This window comes from Vagococcus sp. WN80Y, from assembly GCF_059621045.1.
The window spans coordinates 1-18,186 of record NZ_JCAQHY010000154.1; the positions used below are offsets into that span (position 1 = coordinate 1).

17 protein-coding genes are annotated in these 18,186 nt (G+C 38.7%); 14 read left to right on the plus strand and 3 right to left on the minus strand.

Going from position 1 to position 18,186, the window contains the following annotated elements:
* Window positions 1–445 precede the first annotated feature (445 nt).
* The gene (locus AC5KOD_RS12035; RefSeq protein WP_496914813.1) at window positions 446–1,177 is read right to left on the minus strand and encodes a response regulator transcription factor; all 732 of its coding nucleotides are present in this window, start codon (window positions 1,175–1,177) and stop codon (window positions 446–448) included.
* Entirely contained in the window at window positions 1,158–2,777 is a 1,620-nt protein-coding gene (locus tag AC5KOD_RS12040; RefSeq protein WP_496914814.1) for a sensor histidine kinase, read from the minus strand. Before AC5KOD_RS12040 ends, AC5KOD_RS12035 begins: the two co-directional genes overlap by 20 nt.
* A 209-nt stretch (window positions 2,778–2,986) precedes the next feature.
* Here AC5KOD_RS12040 and AC5KOD_RS12045 point away from each other — a divergent pair, with 209 nt between their 5' ends.
* From AC5KOD_RS12045 to dhaQ, 8 genes are all read left to right on the plus strand, one after another.
* A complete protein-coding gene (locus AC5KOD_RS12045; protein WP_496914815.1) occupies window positions 2,987–4,756 on the plus strand; it encodes a flavocytochrome c in 1,770 nt (589 codons plus the stop codon).
* Window positions 4,757–4,967: 211 nt separating this feature from the next.
* Complete coding sequence (locus AC5KOD_RS12050) at window positions 4,968–5,765, plus strand: MBL fold metallo-hydrolase (RefSeq protein WP_496914816.1); 798 nt, start codon at window positions 4,968–4,970, stop codon at window positions 5,763–5,765.
* 159 nt (window positions 5,766–5,924) lie between these two features.
* Window positions 5,925–6,914 carry a dihydroxyacetone kinase subunit DhaK gene (gene dhaK, locus AC5KOD_RS12055; protein ID WP_496914817.1) on the plus strand — a complete coding sequence of 330 codons (990 nt, stop codon included), beginning with the start codon at window positions 5,925–5,927 and terminating at the stop codon, window positions 6,912–6,914.
* Between the two features lie 25 nt (window positions 6,915–6,939).
* Complete coding sequence (dhaL, locus tag AC5KOD_RS12060; RefSeq protein ID WP_496914818.1) at window positions 6,940–7,518, plus strand: dihydroxyacetone kinase subunit DhaL; 579 nt, start codon at window positions 6,940–6,942, stop codon at window positions 7,516–7,518.
* On the plus strand, window positions 7,518–7,889 hold the full coding sequence (gene dhaM, locus AC5KOD_RS12065; protein WP_496914819.1) for a dihydroxyacetone kinase phosphoryl donor subunit DhaM: 372 nt from the start codon (window positions 7,518–7,520) through the stop codon (window positions 7,887–7,889). Before dhaL ends, dhaM begins: the two co-directional genes overlap by 1 nt.
* 33 nt (window positions 7,890–7,922) lie before the next feature.
* Window positions 7,923–8,735 (plus strand): alpha/beta hydrolase, encoded by an 813-nt coding sequence (locus AC5KOD_RS12070; protein ID WP_496914820.1) that lies wholly within the window; start codon window positions 7,923–7,925, stop codon window positions 8,733–8,735.
* A gap of 17 nt (window positions 8,736–8,752) precedes the next feature.
* Window positions 8,753–9,889, plus strand: coding sequence for a glycerol dehydrogenase (locus AC5KOD_RS12075; RefSeq protein WP_496914821.1), 1,137 nt, complete (start codon window positions 8,753–8,755; stop codon window positions 9,887–9,889).
* A 208-nt stretch (window positions 9,890–10,097) separates the two neighbouring features.
* Window positions 10,098–11,087, plus strand: a complete 990-nt coding sequence (gene dhaQ / locus AC5KOD_RS12080) for a DhaKLM operon coactivator DhaQ (protein WP_496914822.1) — start codon at window positions 10,098–10,100, stop codon at window positions 11,085–11,087.
* A 66-nt stretch (window positions 11,088–11,153) separates the two neighbouring features.
* Here dhaQ and dhaS read toward each other — a convergent pair whose 3' ends face one another.
* Window positions 11,154–11,717 carry a dihydroxyacetone kinase transcriptional activator DhaS gene (gene dhaS / locus AC5KOD_RS12085; protein WP_496914823.1) on the minus strand — a complete coding sequence of 188 codons (564 nt, stop codon included), beginning with the start codon at window positions 11,715–11,717 and terminating at the stop codon, window positions 11,154–11,156.
* 174 nt (window positions 11,718–11,891) lie between these two features.
* Between dhaS and AC5KOD_RS12090 the strand changes: the two genes are divergently transcribed.
* The 6 genes from AC5KOD_RS12090 (at window position 11,892) to AC5KOD_RS12115 (ending at window position 18,186) form a co-directional block, all read left to right on the plus strand.
* Entirely contained in the window at window positions 11,892–12,491 is a 600-nt protein-coding gene (locus AC5KOD_RS12090) for a TetR/AcrR family transcriptional regulator (protein ID WP_496914824.1), read from the plus strand.
* A 122-nt stretch (window positions 12,492–12,613) separates the two neighbouring features.
* Window positions 12,614–13,690 carry an ABC transporter permease gene (locus AC5KOD_RS12095; protein ID WP_496914825.1) on the plus strand — a complete coding sequence of 359 codons (1,077 nt, stop codon included), beginning with the start codon at window positions 12,614–12,616 and terminating at the stop codon, window positions 13,688–13,690.
* Between the two features lie 4 nt (window positions 13,691–13,694).
* Window positions 13,695–14,384: an ABC transporter ATP-binding protein gene (locus AC5KOD_RS12100; protein ID WP_496914826.1), complete on the plus strand. Its 690-nt coding sequence runs from the start codon at window positions 13,695–13,697 to the stop codon at window positions 14,382–14,384.
* Between the two features lie 288 nt (window positions 14,385–14,672).
* Window positions 14,673–16,241, plus strand: coding sequence for an ABC transporter substrate-binding protein (locus AC5KOD_RS12105; RefSeq protein ID WP_496914827.1), 1,569 nt, complete (start codon window positions 14,673–14,675; stop codon window positions 16,239–16,241).
* Between the two features lie 158 nt (window positions 16,242–16,399).
* Window positions 16,400–17,359, plus strand: a complete 960-nt coding sequence (locus tag AC5KOD_RS12110; RefSeq protein ID WP_496914828.1) for an ABC transporter permease — start codon at window positions 16,400–16,402, stop codon at window positions 17,357–17,359.
* Window positions 17,356–18,186: an ABC transporter permease gene (locus AC5KOD_RS12115; protein ID WP_496914829.1), complete on the plus strand. Its 831-nt coding sequence runs from the start codon at window positions 17,356–17,358 to the stop codon at window positions 18,184–18,186. Before AC5KOD_RS12110 ends, AC5KOD_RS12115 begins: the two co-directional genes overlap by 4 nt.

Sequence of the window (18,186 nt, forward strand, 5' to 3'; positions counted from 1 at the left end):
GTTTTCCGATCAGTCCCGCTATAAAGAACTTGGAGGAAGTTATTTACAAAATAGAAAGAACACTTTAACAACTATCTGTTAAAGTGCTCTAGACCAAATTTGGCAAACCACGCTTTTAGTAGGAGGTAGCTTTTTTTGTTTTTTTACAGGTTTAGTTTTCGTATAAAAGTCTTACCCTCTCTTTATTATATGATAAACGCGCTCCAAAAGTCTGCTATCTCGGCAATTTCTCAAAACCCGAGCAATCGAAATTACCGATTGTTCGGGTTTTTCGAGATAAGGGCCACTACACGTTGTTTCGTTATCCTAAACACTAAGCAAGTAAACTTGCAAGCCATCAATCTTTGGGCTTTAGCCCTTAGAAATGAGGGACATCGAAGAGAGTTAAGGTATCGGAGCTTACGTAGTGCTCGGAGCAAAACGACTTTATGTCCCAGCTCTTATTTTAGTGCTGTCGATATTGACTTGGGCTTAGTTTTGTGTGTTGTTTAAAAATGCGACTAAAATAATGCTGATTAGGGTAACCAATTTTTTCTCCAATTTCTTGGATGGAATAGTGGGTTGGCATGAGGAGCAATTCTTTAGCTTTTTCAATTCTTAAGGTTGCTAAGTACTCGTTGAATGATTTTCCAAGGTGACGTTTCATTTGTTTACTTAGATAAGAAGAATCAACGAAAAGAGCAGTTGCTACCATAGAAAGCGACAGGTCTTTTTTGGCGTAATGCTGAGACAAATAAGAAGCTGCTTGGTTGCATAAATCATTTGATGAGTAGGCTTTTTTTTTTTGACTCGCTTCCTTATGAGTATCAAGGTGTATCGTGAGTTTATCTAATAAATCATGAATATCTGATTGTGCGACTGGCTTCAATAGATAATCAAAAACACCTAGATGAATGGCCTGTCTGGCATATGAAAAATCATCATAGCCGCTAATCATGACAATTAATGTCTTAGGATTGATTTTTTTGATTGCTGCGACGAGATCTAAACCGTTCATATCTGGTAGATTAATATCAGCAAAAACAACTGTAATGTTAGTGTTGCTAGTGAACAACTGCAGAGCATCGTGAGCATTTTCTGCTTGGAGGATGTGCTCAAAAAGGGCAGTTGTTTGGGTGACCATTTTAGTGAGCCCACGTCTAATTATGGGTTCATCATCAACGATGAGTAGTGTCATGGCTAGTCTCCTTTTGATATGGAATCGTTAGTTTAGCGACAAACTGTTCATCGGTAACAGCTACAGAGAAGGAAGCTGCTTGCTGGTAGATGAGCTTTAGGCGAAAAGTAATACTGTACAGACCGAATCCAACTGCTTCTCGCTCTGATAAATCACTGGCAAGGAAGTCTTGAATAGCGGCGAGCTTCTCCGAAGTCGGAAGTTGCCCTGTGTTAGCAACCGTGATCAATAGTTTATTATCTTCTAAGGTTGCTTGGATAGTCAAAGTTTGTCCTTTTAAAGGAAGTGGACGAATGCCATGATACAAGGCATTTTCAACCAAAGGCTGCAGCAGAAAATGTGGAACAATTGCTTGTAGCAAATCATCTGGTGAGTTATAAGTTAAGCTGATTTGCTTTTCATAGCGAATTTCCTGGATCGTTAAATAACTACTCACATGTTGTAATTCCTTCTCTAATGTAGTCATTTCTGAACCATTATTTAATCCAACTCGAAAATAATCACTGAGAGCAGTGACGACTTGTTCAACGCCAAGGCTATCACCTTCAGCGGCAAGCCACTGAATAGTGTCCAGCGTATTGTATAAAAAGTGTGGCTTGACCTGTTCTTGTAGTAAGCGGATTTGTCCATTGATATTGTCTTGCTGAACAGCGTAGATTTGTTCAAGCATGACATTGAATTGTTGACTGACTTGACCGATTTCATCATTAGAAATGACGGTCGCTCGTGCGTCTTGATCGCCAGCTTGAACAGCAGCCATTGTCTTGTTTAAATTTTCTAAGGGTCTAATAAATGACCGCAAAAGTAAGAATAAGAAAAGCATTAGAACGATGAAAAGAATCGCAGCCAATACAAAAGTGATTCGCTGAATGCGTAAATCAGTTTGTAAAAGTTCGGCTTGGCTCACCGTATAATTGATTGACCAATCTGGTAGTAGGTCAATATGGCCATTAAAGGTTAGGCGCTTTTCTTTTGCGGTTGTTAGCTGCTTGTCGACAGACACGCTATCAGGCTGTTTGTTAACGAGTTCGCCGACGCCATCATAAATGGTGAGTTCTTCTGCCATAGCTTCCATTTTTTCAACGTTAATTGCCGCAGCGATGTACTGGATTGAATCAGTTGTTGGTTTTGGTAAACGGTATAGCACAATAATAATATCGTGGTTGGCCTCTTTTGAATGAAGAGCATTACTGACGGCATATGTTAAGTTACTGTCAGCTAAGCGTTGATAGTAATGACGATCGCGAATTGAAAAACTGGGTGCTATCCATGATTTGGAAATGCCCTCTGTTGTTACCAAACGAATAGATTCATAGATATTTTTCTGACGTTGCTCGATGGCTTTTGTTTCTTCAAAAAGCTCTGATGTTGTTAAATCATGCCGACTTGAAAATTCGCCTAGAGTAGCAATTTCACTGATTCGCTCGCTGAACCAATCATTGATTTGTTTACTTTTACTCGTGACAATCTGTTGAGTGGCTCGACTATTGAGTGGTAAAGTTGTCAGTCTTATTTCCCGATTAATAGCAATAAAAAGACCTATAAATAATAGTATAAAAAGTAAGCTAGTACTAAGTAAGAGTTTTTGTTTAAGTGACATGATTATCTGTTATCCTTTTATAAAGTCTCGTGATTTTTTTAACAAGTAGTCTGATTTGTGCAAGTTTTTACGGATTTGTGTAAAGACAAGATGAGTGATTATACCTATAATTTACTCATAAGCTTAGATTTACATCATGCTCACGTATGAACAAATCTGTTGCAGATGAAACAATTATAGTATAACACTAATTTCTAGGAGGAGAAATAATGAAAAAGATTTTCCGTTTTGGGGCAACACTCTTAACAGTCTTGGCGTTGGCGGGTTGTCAAGCTAATGAGGCGATTGGTGATGGCACTTTCGAAGGAAAAGGTGACGGTAAGCACGGCGACATTAAAGTAGAGGTGACTATTAAGGATAAACAAATCGATGATATTAAGGTTGTCAAACATACTGAAAATGAAGTCTTGGCAGAGCCGGTTTATGATGAATTAAAAGAGACAATAGTTGAGACAAATTCACCTGAAGTTGATGTCGTAACAGGCTCAACTGCAACGAGTGATGGCTATATTGCAGCAGTTAAAGATGCGCTTAAGAAATCAGGTATAACACTGGTTGCTGGAAGCAAGAAAGATAAAGGAAAAGAAAAAGAAGAGACAGAACAGACAGAACAGACCTATGATGTTGTGGTTGTAGGCTCAGGTGGGGCTGGATTTAGTGCGGCGATTGAGGCAAAAGAAGCAGGTAAATCAGTGGTCTTAATTGAAAAAATGCCTGCAGTAGGTGGCAATACCTTGATTTCAGGAGCGGAAATGAATGTACCAAATAACTGGGTGCAAGAAAAATTAGGGATTAAGGGTGATTCCCCTGAAGTAATGACGAAAGATACCTTAAAAGGGGGCGACAATGTTGGGGACCCTCATATGGTTGAAGTGATGACTAAAAATGCACTGTCAGCAGCCGAATGGTTAAGAGACGATATTAAGGTTGAGTTTATTGATGATCAGTTGTTTCAATTCGGTGGTCATTCATATAAACGAGCATTGATTCCAGTAGGGCATACTGGCGCTGAAGTGATTAAAAAGTTCCGTAAAAAAGCAGAGGACTTGAAAATTCCAATTAAGCTTAATACTACAGCAAAAGAGTTAATTCAAGATAAAGATGGTAAAGTAACAGGTGTTGAAGCGACTAATCGTCAAGAGCAAACTATTTCTTATTTAGCTAAAGATGGGGTTGTATTGACAACGGGTGGCTTTGGTTCAAATATCGAGATGCGGAAAAAATATAATCCTAAAATGGATGAAAGCTATATGTCTACGGTGACTGAAGGATCAACTGGTGACGGTATTGTAATGGCTGAAAAAGTTGGCGCGGACTTGACGAATATGGAAAGTATTCAAACCTATCCTGTTTGTAATATTGAGACAGGGGTAATCTCATTGTTAGCAGATACTCGATTTGATGGTGCGATTTTAATTAATCAAGAAGGACAGCGATTTGTTGAGGAATTGGAACGTCGTGATGTGATCTCAAATGCGATTTTAGAACAGACTGGTAGCTATACGTATCAGTTATGGAATGAAGATCTTAACAAAATCTCAAAAACGATGGAAGCCCATGGTGATGAGTATGACGAACTAGTAAAACAAAAATTAATTGTTAAGGCAGATACAATTGAAGAAGCAGCAGCCTTTTTCGATATTGATACGGAGAACTTAAAAGAAACGATCAAAAAAGTGAATCAATATGCAAAAGATGGTAAAGATAAAGACTTTAATCATCGTGGCGGTTTAGTTTCATTGGAAAAGGGACCTTATTATATTGAAAAAGCGGCACCGTCAGTTCACCATACAATGGGTGGACTCGTTATTAATGATAAGACTGAGGTGCTCAATACAGACGGCAAAGCGATTCCGGGCTTATATGCGGCAGGGGAATTAACTGGTGTGATACACGGAAGCAATCGTTTAGGTGGTAATGCTATTACGGATATTATTGTTTTTGGTCGAATTGCAGGCCAAGAGGTTGGAGCTAAATAAAAAGCATAAGTTATAGTTATCAAGTAGGCAAACATTTGCCTACTTGATAACTTTTTTTGATTTTTACCCTACTTAGTATGGGGGTAAGGCAGAGCCAATTACTTAAGAGGTAGGGGAAAGACGTACATTTGGTTAGCGATTGTGCGAGAGTGATTTGAAAGGTATGGGTGTGTTACAATGAGAGAAAGAAAACCTAATTGAGAGGTGTAGGATGACTGATTATTTTATCGACCAAATTAGTCCAACTGTTACTAGTTTTACGAGTCGGCGCAACCATGTGTTTTATTTAATAGAGGGCGAGGAACAGGCTTATGTGATTGATACGGCGATGGAAGTAGATAATATTCGCCCTTTGTTGGAGAGTTATACGACTAAGCCATTGGTTTTGTTAATCACCCATATGCACTGTGATCATATGTATCACGCAGATGAATTTGATACGATTTATGTGCCACAGGTAGAGTTGGCGACTTGGCAAACATTGAAGTGGGAGGCGTGGTTTGCAACACTAATCTTTAGAGCGCGTCCGAAACGTTATCGTGTGGCGACGTATTTAACTTTTAAAGAGGGAGATTTCTTCGGTCTTTCAGATCAAGCTCAAATAGAAGTTGTTGAGACACCTGGTCACTCGCCAGGCTCTAGTCTATTTATTTACAAAAAGGAAAAAATGATCTTTGTTGGGGATGCATTTTATCAGAATACGTGGCTGTGGTTGCCTAATAGTGGTAAGCTGTCTGATTATCTGAAAGTGATAGAAAGACTGATTGTGCAATTAGAACCATATGCTGATTATACTTACGTTGGTGGTCATCGGCCTCACCAAAGGGTTATGAATGAAGGTCAGAATCCTTTAATTTCCTATGAAACGTTGTTAGATATGCGAAGACTGTGTATAGCTCGCTTGGCTAATCAAATTGAACCGAGTGAAAAACCTAAGTATGGGCCGTATCATTTGGAAATTTACCGAGTTGGCAAAGCTGGTTTATGGTTAAAAAAGAGGGTTAATTAATAAGAGAAACTATTCAGTGTGAGGAGACGAGCTGAGTAGTTTTTTGAGCTGTTGATAAGTTAAAAAGAGTGAATCTGGACAAATTCGTTTTTTTGTCCGTTCCCAAGAAATCCTTTTCATTGTAAGATTAACTCAAGATCAAGAAAGGAAGAGGACAGGATGAAAAAAATTATTAATTCGCCTGAAACGGTCGTCGATGAACTGTTAGAAGGGTTAGTTTTTACACATGGTGATAGTTTAAAGCGCTTAAATGAAAGCGGTGTGATTGTTAGCCGTCAGTTACAAAAAGATAAGGTAAGTCTTGTTTCGGGTGGTGGAAGTGGCCATGAGCCAGCGCATGCTGGGTTTGTTGGCCAAGGAATGCTGAGCGGGGCTGTGTGTGGGCCAGTTTTTACTTCGCCGACGCCCGATCAAGTGTTGGAAGCTATTAAGGCTGTTGATCAAGGGGGAGGTGTGTTCTTAATCATCAAAAATTATTCGGGAGATGTCATGAATTTTGAGATGGCTCAAGAATTAGCTGAAATGGAAGGTATTCAAGTTGAAACGGTGATTGTTGATGATGATATCGCTGTGGAGGATAGCACATATACAGCAGGAAAACGTGGCGTTGCGGGGACTATTTTGGTGCATAAAATTTTAGGAGCGGCTGCGGATCAAGGTGCTAGTTTGACCGAGCTTAAGCAGTTGGCCGATCAAATTGTTCCTAATATTAAAACGCTTGGTGTTGCTTTATCTGGCGCTACTGTTCCAGCAGTAGGACATCCAGGATTTGTTTTAGGAGAAGATGAATTAGAATTTGGCGTGGGTATTCACGGCGAACCAGGTTACCGAAAAGAGAAAATCATGTCATCTAAAGAGCTTGCAAAAGAAATTGTTGGAAAATTGAAAGAGCAGTTTCAGTGGCAGTCAGGTGATGAGTTTGGGGTATTAGTTAATGGATTAGGTAGTACACCGTTGATGGAGCAATATATTTTTATGAATGATGTTAAAGAGTTGTTGGCAGCAGACAATTTAACGATCAGCTTTAAAAAAGTTGGCGATTATATGACTGCGATAGACATGACGGGTTTATCTTTAACCATGATTAAATTGGATGAGCCAAGCTGGTTGGAGCACTTGACCTATTCAGTTAAAACAATCGCTTGGTAAGGGGAGTATGAAAGGATGATAGTTGATGGATGGAGCAAAAGTAACAACTTGGTTAACGCTTTTTGCTAAGAAGATTAATCAAGAAAAAGCTTATTTAAGTGAGCTTGATAGTGCAATTGGTGATGGCGATCATGGAACGAATATGGCTAGAGGAACAGCTGAAATGGTGACGGCTTTAGAGGATAAAAAAACTGATACGGTTGCAGATGTGTTTAAATTAGCTGGAATGACTTTGGTGAGCAAAGTAGGCGGAGCTTCTGGTCCTCTATATGGCTCGGCTTTTATTGGCATGGCAAAAGCAGCGATGACAACGGATGGGTTGATTCCGATTTTAGAAGCGGGATTAGCTGGTATTCAAATGCGCGGTAAAGCAGAGGTGGGCGAAAAAACCATGGTTGATATGTGGGCAGGGGCGATTGAAGCACTCTCAGAAAATAACCTGACGCCTGAGACGTTAGTGGAAATTAGCGAGCGGACAAAAAATAAAATTGCTACAAAGGGGCGTGCGTCTTATTTAGGTGAACGCTCGATTGGACATCTGGATCCGGGCACGATTTCCAGTCGTTATTTATTTGAAACAATGTTAGAAGCGGGGGTAGTGTAATGACCAAACTAGGCGTAGTTGTTGTGTCTCATGTTCCAGAGATCGCGGTAGGTGTGGTAAGGCTGATGAGAGAAGTCGCAAAAGATGTTGCGATTACTTATGCAGGTGGAACAGATGATAATGAAATTGGAACGAGTTTCGATAAAATTCAGCAGGCATTTGCAGAGAATGAAGCTGAAAAATTGTTAGCTTTTTATGATTTAGGTAGTGCTAAGATGAATTTAGAGATGGTCATGGAAGTGTCTGAAAAAGAAGTCCAATTATACGATGTAGCATTGATTGAAGGAAGCTATACTGCAGCAGCTTTGATTCAAGCAGGAGCAAGTTTACAGGCGATTGACGATCAGTTAGAGCCTCTAAAAATAAAATAAATTAGGATAGAATGTTAAGGAGGATGTTAGTTGATGAAGCAAGAAAGTATGGTCAAATCATTTGATGGCACACATCTTTTTACACGAAAGGATGTGCCAGCTAATCCCCAAGCAGTGACGATTATCGTCCATGGATTAGCAGAGCATCTCAATCGTTATGACGCACTTACTGAGCGATTATTAGCGGCCAATTATGTGGTCTATCGTTACGATCAACGTGGTCATGCTCGCTCAGAGGGAAAAAGAGTCTTTTTTAGTAATTTTAATGAGCTGCCAGATGATTGTAAAACGCTGGTTGATTTAGCTAAAGCTGACTATCCAGAGCTGCCAATTTATTTGATTGGCCATAGTATGGGCGGTTTCACTGTTTCGATGTTTGGCACAAAGTATCCCGGGATAGTTAATGGCATTGTGATGTCAGGCGCTTTGACACGCTATAATAACGAAGTTTTTGGCCCATTACCAATTGAAGCGCCAGTTGATACTTATTTAGATAATTCATTGGGGGATGGGGTTTGCAGTGATCCAGAGGTTGGTGTTGCTTATATGAATGATCCCTTGGTGGAAAAGAAAATTTCAATTGGTTTATTGAATATCGTACCAGAAGGAATTAAGTGGCTTAAAGAAAATAATCAAGCTTTTGTTGAGCCAACACTGATTTTACATGGTGCAGATGATGGTATTGTTGCAGAAAAGGATTCTCGTGATTTCTTTGGTGACATTGGGTCTAAGGATAAAACGTTAAAAATATATGCTAAGCTCTTTCACGAAATTTTCAATGAACCATCTAAGCAAGATATTTATACAGAAGTTATTACATGGTTAGATCAACAGCAATCAAATTAATTGGAGGTAATGATCAGATGAGAAAAGCATTTATTAGTCCTACAAAATATGTTCAAGGCGAGGATGAATTAGTAAATTTAGGCTATTTTATTAAAACCTTTGGAGAGTCAGCTTTATTAATTGCTCATGAAGATGATATTAAGCGGGTTCAAAAGCAACTAGATGAAACCGCTACGAGGTTTGGCGTAACAATCATTTCTAGTCATTTTAATGGTGAGTGCTCTCGTCAAGAAGTGGCGCGTTTGCAAGAATTGGCTAAAGAAAATGCAACTGATTGTGTAATTGGCTTGGGTGGCGGAAAAGCGATTGACACGTCAAAATGTGTGGCTGAAGGAGAGGCACTGATTATTGTACCGACGATTGCAGCAACGGATGCCCCTACCAGTCATTCGGCAGTCCTTTACACGCCAGAGGGAGAGTTTGATGACTATGCCTACTTTAAGCAAAGTCCGAGTGTGGTCTTGGTTGACACTAAAATAATCGCTAACGCCCCAACTCGTTTTCTAGTAGCTGGAATGGGCGATGCACTATCAACCTTATTTGAAGCGCGTGCAACGGCAAATTCTTTCTCAAATGTTAATGCGGGGCTGCCTTGTGGTTATCTAACGAAAGAAACAAAGCCTGCGAAGCATACAATTGCCGCGTATACGATGGCGAAAGTGTGTTATGAGACTTTACTAGAAGATGGATATAATGCTAAAATCGCCTGTGATAATAATATCGTGACCCCTGCTTTAGAGAATATTGTTGAAACAAATATTTTACTTTCAGGATTAGGGTTTGAAAGTAGTGGTTTAGCGGCGATTCACGCAATTCATGATGGTTTAACCGTTTTAGAAGGGACTCATCACTATTTTCACGGTGAAAAAGTTGCCTTTAGTACTATTTGTCAACTAGTATTAGAAAATGCTGAAACAGAAGAATTGTATGAGGTATTAGATTTTTCTTTATCAATAGGCTTGCCAGTTTGTTTAGCAGATATTGGTGTCGAGAGTATTAGTTTTGAAGAAGCGGTTGCTGTAGCTGAAAAAGCGTGCATCCCAGAAGAATCTATTCATTCAATGCCTTTCCCAATTGAAGTAGAAGCAGTAGCTTCAGCGATAATCGTGGCAGACAAAATTGGTCGTGATTATAAAAAACAAGTGGCTTTGTAAAATAATTGTCGCTTGAACGTCTAGTTCATAGATGCCTAACAAAAATTACCAACTGAATTAGTAACAATGTCCTTAGAACGACCGCTTTAGTTAGTTTTGGTCTGGTTCTAAGGACATTTAATTTATCTTATCTTATAAGGACTATGGTAAACTAGTACAAGTAACTACTTTATGAGAATGCTAGAGATTGATTTTAGAGGTGTTGACAATGAAAAAAATTATTAATAAACCAAAAGATGTGGTGACACAGTTATTAGATGGTGTTGCTTTTGCTCATCAAGAGCGACTTGAAAGAGTACCGAAAACAGGTATTATACTTCGACGTCAATTAGAGTCTGGCACAGTGGCAGTAATTAGTGGCGGAGGGACAGGTCATGAGCCGGCTCATTCTGGCTATGTTGGGCAAAATTTTTTAGCTGCCAGTGTCAATGGAGCAGTTTTCACACCTCCAACGCCAGAAATGATCGTTACTGCCATTGAACAAGCCGATCAAGGGGCAGGTGTCTTCTTAGTGATTAAAAACTTTGAAGCCGATGTGGCTAGTTTCTTAGCCGCAGAAGCATTGGCAATTGAAAAAGGAATTGCTGTTAAGCATGTGATTGTCAATGACGATTGCTCTATTGAGAAAAGTAATTTTAAGAAGCGGCGACGGGGAGTTGCGGGAACTGTTTTTGTCCATAAAATTGTTTGTGGGGCAGCAGTTAGTGGTTTGGGATTAGTAGAGTTAGAGGAGTTGGCAGAGCGGGTAGTGGGGTCACTAAATACTTTGGGTGTTGCATTAGCACCAGGAACTTTGCCCGGGACTGAGACTAGCCAATTTGAATTAGCAGAGCGGGAAATTTCATTTGGGATTGGGATTCATGGAGAAGCTGGTTATCGCGAAGAGCCGATGGAATCGTCTGAAAAATTGGCCAATGAGTTGGTCAATAAATTGAAATCTCAGTACCCGTTACATGCTGGAAGTAAACTGGCCATCCTAATTAATGGGTTGGGTGGCACTCCTTTTATGGAATTAGCCATTTTTGCTAACGATGTGCGTCGCTTGTTAGAATTAGAAGGAATTACTATTCGGTTTAAGAAGGTAGGTAACTTTATGACGTCACTTAACATGGCCGGTGTTTCTTTGACCTTTTTAGAGATTCTGGATGATCGTTGGGTGGATTATTTGGTTCTACCGACAGATGCTTACGGTTGGTAAATACAAAAAGAAGAGGGAGCTGACGGTTGCGTTCTCTCTTCTTTTTGGTTGTTTGATTTGTGCAGACTATTTTGAGCTCATCAATATTCCGATTATGGCATTTTCTAAGGTTTCTGAAGTGATGGTTGCTAACTCTTCTGAGCTTTGGGGGCAGCCAGTCATCAGCCACTCTTTGGTGAGTCCCACAAAGGCGTGACTTAGAAGTTCAGCGCTAAACTCTAGTTGTTTAGGCGAAATAGTATACGTTTGTTTTGTCGCTACGTCGTTAATAATCGTTCTAAGTAACTCTTGAGTATGCTCAAAAAAATAATGATCGAAGGAGTTTTGCTCAGAAATAGAGAGGGCATTGCGATAAAAAACTTGGTGACGACAAAAATAATCAAGGATGCGAAAGACAACTTTATGCCACTTTTCATAGTCTAAAAAGTCACTGATATTTTCGCTAATATCTTGTTGGTAAATCCAAGCTAATAATTCATACTTATCTTGAAAATGATCATAAAATGTTTGCCGACGAATTTCAGCTTGTTCCATAATTTGGCGGATGGAAATTTTTTGAAAGGGTGTTTCTTCCATCAATTTTTTTAAGGAGTAGGCGATGACTTTTTTGGTTATTAATGATTCTTGCATGCCGTCGCCTCCTTTTCTTTGGTTAATTATACCATGAATAAGCCAATTCTTGGGGGAATTCATTGGAACTCAGCTAGTGAAATCAAATGAGGTATAACTAAATTTCTATTTTTGACCAAAATGACTTTATTCTGTGCTAGAATAAAACTGAATACGCGAAGGGAGAGCGGTCTGATGGGAAAAATTAATACACGAAAAATAGAGCTAGAGAAGACCCGTCAGGCTATTCTGGATGAGGCTTCAGAGCTTTTCATGAGTAAAGGGTTTAAGCATACGTCTACGCGTGAAATTGCTGAACGAGTTCATATTACTCAGCCGAATCTTTATCATCATTTTAAAAATAAAAAAGAGTTATACTTGGCAGTCATTGGGCAACTAACTGATAATGTCCAACGGGATTTGGCTGTCATAGTTGAGGGGAGTCTGCCTTTAGAACAAAAATTATTTGAGATGATCGAGTTGTTGATCGACAAGCATCCAACCAACTTATTTTTGATGTTAAATGATATGTTTGTTGAGATGGACACAGAGTCTCACGGCGACCTTTATTTGATTTTTAAACAGACTTACAGCGACAATTTTGCCGCTGTTTTTAAGCAAACATCCGTTGAAAATTCGTTGCGTGAGGGTGTTTCTGTTGAAGAGGCAGCTCGCTTTGTGCTCTATAATGTCAGTTCAATGCTTAGTATCCAGCAGACTTATCAAAAGACTACGCAATATGAAGATGTGAAACTGTTTATTGAGTTTATGCTTCATGGAATTATCATAGCTTAAGAGCTCTTCTTAAAAGAAGAGTCTTTTTTTTTATTTATTTATCAATTGATAAGCAAATTATTTCATTTATCAATTGATAAGTGATATATTTTATTTATTCAAAATGAAAGATGTGATGAGAAATGTTTCTAGGGATAAATGAAATTAAGTATTCAAAAGGAAAATACGTGTTGGTTATTTTGGTCATGGCATTAGTTGCGTGGTTAATTTTCATTTTGTCTGGCTTAGCTAATGGTTTAGCTCAAGGTAATCGCTTGGCGGTGGACCAATGGGAAGCAGATGAGGTTGTTTTAGCCGAAGAAGCTAATAGTAATTTAAATGCTTCGAGTTTAGAGATGAGTGTCAAAGAGTCGATCAAAGGAGGCACTGCTGAACCAATTGGTCAACTCTCTTTGGCCATTAGAGAAAAAAATGATGAGTCAGCTGAACTGACTAATGTTAGCCTATTTGGAATTAATACGTCTGGATTTTTAATGCCAAAAGTGATAGAGGGGCAAAGTAAGTTAGCTAAAAATCAACTTGTTGCTTCTGAATCGTTGAAAAATCAAGGCTTTAAATTAGGGGACAAATTGACAGCAGGTAAATATGAGGAAGAACTAGAAATTGTCGGTTGGACGAAAGAAAGTAGTTTCAATATTGTGCCAGTTATTTATACTAATTTAGAAACTTGGCGAGCTATTAAATACGGTGATTCTCCTTCAGCAAGTGAGTTGGTCAATGGCTTTGTTGTGAGGTCAAAACAAACGAATGTGACGACTACTGATAAGAATAGTCAAGTGATCGGCATTGCAGATTTTATAGAAAAGCTACCTGGTTATAGTGCGCAAAATTTAACGTTAGATGGCATGATTTACTTTTTAATTGTAATTTCTGCGTTTATTTTAGGGATTTTTATCTTTGTGATGACCCTTCAAAAGACGGGGATGTTTGGTGTTTTAAAAGTTCAAGGCGTTCCAACAAGTTATTTGGCAAAATCAGTATTATTGCAAACGGCATTTTTAGCTATCGTTGGCGTTAGTTTGGGGTTGATTTTGACAAGTGTAACAGTCTTATTTTTACCTGATTCGATGCCTTATGCCAGTAATTATTCAAGGATGGTAGTTTTTAGCGGATTGCTAATCTTAGCCGCTATTTTAGGTGGCGCTTTTTCTATTAGAACAGTTGCTAAAATTGATCCACTAGTTGCCATAGGAGGTTAGACAGATGTCAAAAGTATTAGAGCTTGTTAATGTTAAGAAAAAATTTGGGAGTGGTCATACTGAAGTGACTGCTTTAAGTGAGTCCTCAATTACGATTAATCAAGGAGAATTTGTTGCTGTCATCGGTCCTTCTGGTTCAGGAAAAAGTACATTTTTAACGCTGGCCGCGGGCTTGCAAGAACCGACAAGCGGTGAGGTTTTTATTGGTGAGAAGCAGTTAAAAAAATTAAGTAAAAAAGAATTATTAAGGTTAAGATTTAAACAAATTGGCTTTATCTTGCAGAGCTCCAATCTAGTTCCATTTTTAACAGTAATCGATCAGTTTAAGTTAATCGAAAAAGTGGATAAAACGAAGCGGAATCCAGCCAAAAGAGATGAATTGCTGAATAGTTTAGGGATAGCCGAATTACGTGATAAGTATCCTCGGGATTTATCTGGGGGTGAGCGCCAAAGAGTTGCAATAGCATGTGCTCTTTACCATGATCCAGCAGTAATTTTAGCTGATGAGCCAACAGCCAGCCTAGATTCTGAAAAAGCCTTTGAAGTAGTTGAGTTGTTAGCTAATGAGGCTAAGGCCAAAAATAAAGGCATTGTTATGGTCACACATGATGAACGTTTATTAAGTTATTGTGACCGTGTAATTAAGATTCGAGATGGTCAAATGACAGAGGTAGGAGTGCCAAATAAAGTGTAATAATGATGTCTGACGTTAGCTACAAGAGACTTCTGTCAAGGGGTGACTTGTAGCTAACGTTTTTTGTAGCAGATGGTTTATATTTTTTACATCTATTAATGAAGGGAACCTAAAGTCTGTTTTTTTCTGCGTTGAAATTAGTGAAAGAAAATTACTTACAATTTATCACCAAATTCAGGCTAATTTAATTGACGATTCCTTACTTTATTGGCTATACTGAAAGCTGTTATTAAATAAATGATTAAAAGATCCTTTAAATCAATTAATCATCCTAAAAGGAGAGATTTGATGGAAAAAAAATGGCTTTTCGGAGCACTCGCAGTGGCAGGTTTAGTTTTGGCCAGCTGTGGAACAGGTTCTGATACAGACAAAAGTTCAGCAACAAAGGAAAAGAAAGACAAAGACACGTTCACCTATGCGATTAATGGTGATCCGACATCGCTCAACCCGATCACGGTAAGCGATCGCTGGGGCTTAACGGCGACTAACATGGTTTATTCACCACTTGTTAGGATTGAGGGAGATGGCTCACAAAAGATGGAGTTAGCAGAGAGCCTTGAACCAGCTACAGATGGTAAATCGTTGACTGTTAAGCTAAAAGCTGATGTTAAGTGGTCAGATGGTGAGCCGTTTACAGCGGATGATGTTGTTTTTACTTATGAACAAAAGGTGAAAAAAGAAAATGGTAATTCAGATAGTTTATGGGTAGGCGATCAACCAATTGCAGTTGAAAAAATTGATGATACAACCGTTAAGTTCCAGTTGCCATCAGTAAGTGCTGCAGCAATTAATAACATTGCAACAGAAACCTATATTATTCCAGAGCATGTGTTTAAAGATGAAACTGATTTTGCAGGAAATGAATTGAAAGCTGATCCAGTTGGGACTGGTCCTTATAAATTGATGACTTACAAACGTGGTGAGTATTTACAATTTGAAGCGAATGATTCCTATTATGGTGGCAAACCTTCTATTCCAAAAGTAACATTACGAATTATTGGCAATGCAGATACGACAAAACTTGCTTTACAAAAAGGTGAGGTTGATGCGTCATTTGTTTTACCAAATGATATAAAAGAATTAGGCAAGGCTGATTTAGATACGTATGAATATAGTGAAAACCGTGTAGGCTATATGGGCTTAAATAACAGCTCAGAAGCGCTTAAGGACGTTAAAGTTCGTCAGGCTGTGCTGTATGCACTGGATAAAGATGAGTTGAACAAAGCAGGCTATTTATCTGATAAATATTATGAAAATGTTTATTCAATCTTACCTCCAGCTAATCCTTTTTCAACAGACGATGTTGAAAAATATGCAACGGATGTTGAAAAATCAAAAAGCTTATTAAAAGAAGCGGGAGTTGATAAAGTTAAATTGAATCTAGCTTTTTCTTCTGAGGACCCTGTTCAAACGATTCAAGCTACATTAATTCAGCAACAATTACAAAAAGCTGGTATCACGGTAGAATTAGCCGGTGGTGACGGTGCAGCAATTTTTGCTGAACTGAAAAAACCTGATTCTACTAAGTATGACCTCTTCATGGGGGGCTATATTATGGGGAACGATCCAGATTTGTACTCGGCTTTATTTGCCACAGGTGGTTCAGCTAACTACTTCCAATATAAGAGTGAAGCGACGGATAAGTTGTTTAATGAGGGAGCGGTTGAATTGGATGAAGCTAAACGTAAAGACATCTACAAAGAGTTGCAACAGCAAATAGCAGATGATGCTACTTTTTATCCAATCGTCGATAGCCGTAAAGTTTTGGCTGTTAATAAGGCTATATCTAATGTGAAAGAAGCAGGCTTAGTGCCAATCTATACCTTTGAGGATGTATCAAAATTAACCATTAAATAAATCTGTAAAGCTTCATAAGTAGGCCGTAAAGCGCTGAGTTTCCTAAGACCTAGTGTCTGCTCAGAATAGAACAGCGACTTGTGAAGCTTTTTCTTGTTTAATGTGATGATTGACGGCTCTTAGTGTTTAAGTGGTCTTTATGAGAGGAGTGAGCCAATTTGGCTAAGTATATAGCGAAACGAATACTACAAGTTATTCCTTTGTTGTTAGTCGTTTCCTTTATCGTTTTTTCAATGATCCATCTTGCACCATATGATGCAATTGATGCGATTACTACCCCAAATATGTCGCAAGAGACAATTGATATTATGCGTGCTCGTTATGGGTTGGATCAACCTTTTTTAGTTCAATATGTATTGTGGCTAAAACAAATTATTAGTGGTGACTTTGGTCATTCCTTAGTCAGTCAAGCAAGTATTGGTGGAGAATTGGTAACGCGTATCCCTAATACGATTAAATTAATTTTACCGGCGTACGTTACGGCTTTGATTTTTGCTATCATTCTTGGTTTAGTAGCAGGTGCTAATAAAGGCAAATTTTTGGATCGGTTGATTGATGGGATTTGTTCGGTTGGCATTTCAATGCCAACATTTTGGTTTGCGATGATTCTGATTTATTTATTAGGATATCGCTTTGATTTATTGCCCATCATCGGGATGCACACAGTTGGGCTAGAGAACTCTTTTAGTGATTTTTTACAGCATTTTATTATGCCTTATATCGTTTTAGTAGTGGCATTTTTTCCAGATTTAACGCGCTATGTCCGTTCATCTACCTTACTTCAATTATCGGAAGATTATGTAACGGTGCAACGATCGTTTGGAGCTTCTAAAAGAGAGATATTCTTTAGACATGTTAGTAAAAATGTCTTACTACCGATTGTCACACAAATTGGTTTAGCGTTACCGATGTTGGTAACTGGTGCGATTATTACGGAAAGTATTTTTGGGTGGCCAGGGATTGGTCCGTTCTTAATGACTGCTACAAAGAGTTTAGATTATCCTGTCATCATGGCAGTGATGCTACTTTCTGCGACGTTAGTTATTTTGGGAAATTTACTTTCTGATGTCTTATATACAATCGTGGATCCACGAATCAGACAAGGAGGCGCCAAATGAAATTAAGTCAGAAATGGCAAAAGGTCTTGCGTCGTCAACCACGTTATTGGGTTGTGATTATTTTCCTAAGCCTCTTAATCATACTAGCTCTTTTAGCACCGCTGATTCCAATTGATCCTAACCAAACGGATGTGGCAAATATGTCGGCAACGCCTAGTTTAAAGCATATTTTTGGTACAGACGAAATTGGTCGTGATTACTTTATTCGAGTGATTTATGGGGGTCGAATTTCATTATTGGTAGGGGTTTTAGCGATGCTAGCTTCAACTTTTATTGGTACTTTTGTTGGCCTTGTATCTGGTTATTTTGGTGGTTGGGTTGACAATGTTTTAATGAGATTTGTTGATATTCTATCTTCTATTCCTTGGTTAGTTTTAGTAATTGTCTTGAGTGTTTTATTAAAACCGGGTTTAGTAACGATTATTTTTGTTATAGGGTGTTTCTCATGGATGCCAATTGCTCGATTAATTAGGGCAGAGACCTTATCTGCGAAAGAACGAGAGTACGTTGTTTACGCGCAATTTATTGGTGAGAAACAGTTTCTAATCATTCGCCGCCATATTTTTCCAGCGGTACTTTCGACATTGATTGTTGCTGCTACAGGTAGTATTTCAGGGGCAATTATGACGGAGTCAGCTTTAAGTTTCTTAGGAATAGGGATTCAACCGCCTGTTGCCTCATGGGGAAGTCTATTGCAAAATGCTCAAAGCAGCTTGCAGCAGGCTCCGTATATGGCAATTATCCCGGGAGTGTTTATTATTTTAACGGTTTATTCATTTAATAGTTTGGGCAATTTTTTACGTGATGTCACATTGGTGGAGGGATAA

Bases quoted from the DNA above. Each gene is read 5' to 3' on its own strand.
- AC5KOD_RS12050 (WP_496914816.1), top strand. From the start codon at position 4,968: ATGACTGATTATTTTATCGACCAAATTAGTCCAACTGTTACTAGTTTT.
- AC5KOD_RS12035 (WP_496914813.1), bottom strand. From the start codon at position 1,177: ATGACACTACTCATCGTTGATGATGAACCCATAATTAGACGTGGGCTC.
- dhaM (WP_496914819.1), top strand. From the start codon at position 7,518: ATGACCAAACTAGGCGTAGTTGTTGTGTCTCATGTTCCAGAGATCGCG.
- AC5KOD_RS12040 (WP_496914814.1), bottom strand. From the start codon at position 2,777: ATGTCACTTAAACAAAAACTCTTACTTAGTACTAGCTTACTTTTTATA.
- AC5KOD_RS12070 (WP_496914820.1), top strand. From the start codon at position 7,923: ATGAAGCAAGAAAGTATGGTCAAATCATTTGATGGCACACATCTTTTT.
- AC5KOD_RS12045 (WP_496914815.1), top strand. From the start codon at position 2,987: ATGAAAAAGATTTTCCGTTTTGGGGCAACACTCTTAACAGTCTTGGCG.
- AC5KOD_RS12095 (WP_496914825.1), top strand. From the start codon at position 12,614: ATGTTTCTAGGGATAAATGAAATTAAGTATTCAAAAGGAAAATACGTG.
- dhaS (WP_496914823.1), bottom strand. From the start codon at position 11,717: ATGCAAGAATCATTAATAACCAAAAAAGTCATCGCCTACTCCTTAAAA.
- dhaQ (WP_496914822.1), top strand. From the start codon at position 10,098: ATGAAAAAAATTATTAATAAACCAAAAGATGTGGTGACACAGTTATTA.
- AC5KOD_RS12100 (WP_496914826.1), top strand. From the start codon at position 13,695: ATGTCAAAAGTATTAGAGCTTGTTAATGTTAAGAAAAAATTTGGGAGT.
- AC5KOD_RS12105 (WP_496914827.1), top strand. From the start codon at position 14,673: ATGGAAAAAAAATGGCTTTTCGGAGCACTCGCAGTGGCAGGTTTAGTT.
- AC5KOD_RS12115 (WP_496914829.1), top strand. From the start codon at position 17,356: ATGAAATTAAGTCAGAAATGGCAAAAGGTCTTGCGTCGTCAACCACGT.
- AC5KOD_RS12090 (WP_496914824.1), top strand. From the start codon at position 11,892: ATGGGAAAAATTAATACACGAAAAATAGAGCTAGAGAAGACCCGTCAG.
- AC5KOD_RS12075 (WP_496914821.1), top strand. From the start codon at position 8,753: ATGAGAAAAGCATTTATTAGTCCTACAAAATATGTTCAAGGCGAGGAT.
- dhaL (WP_496914818.1), top strand. From the start codon at position 6,940: ATGGATGGAGCAAAAGTAACAACTTGGTTAACGCTTTTTGCTAAGAAG.
- dhaK (WP_496914817.1), top strand. From the start codon at position 5,925: ATGAAAAAAATTATTAATTCGCCTGAAACGGTCGTCGATGAACTGTTA.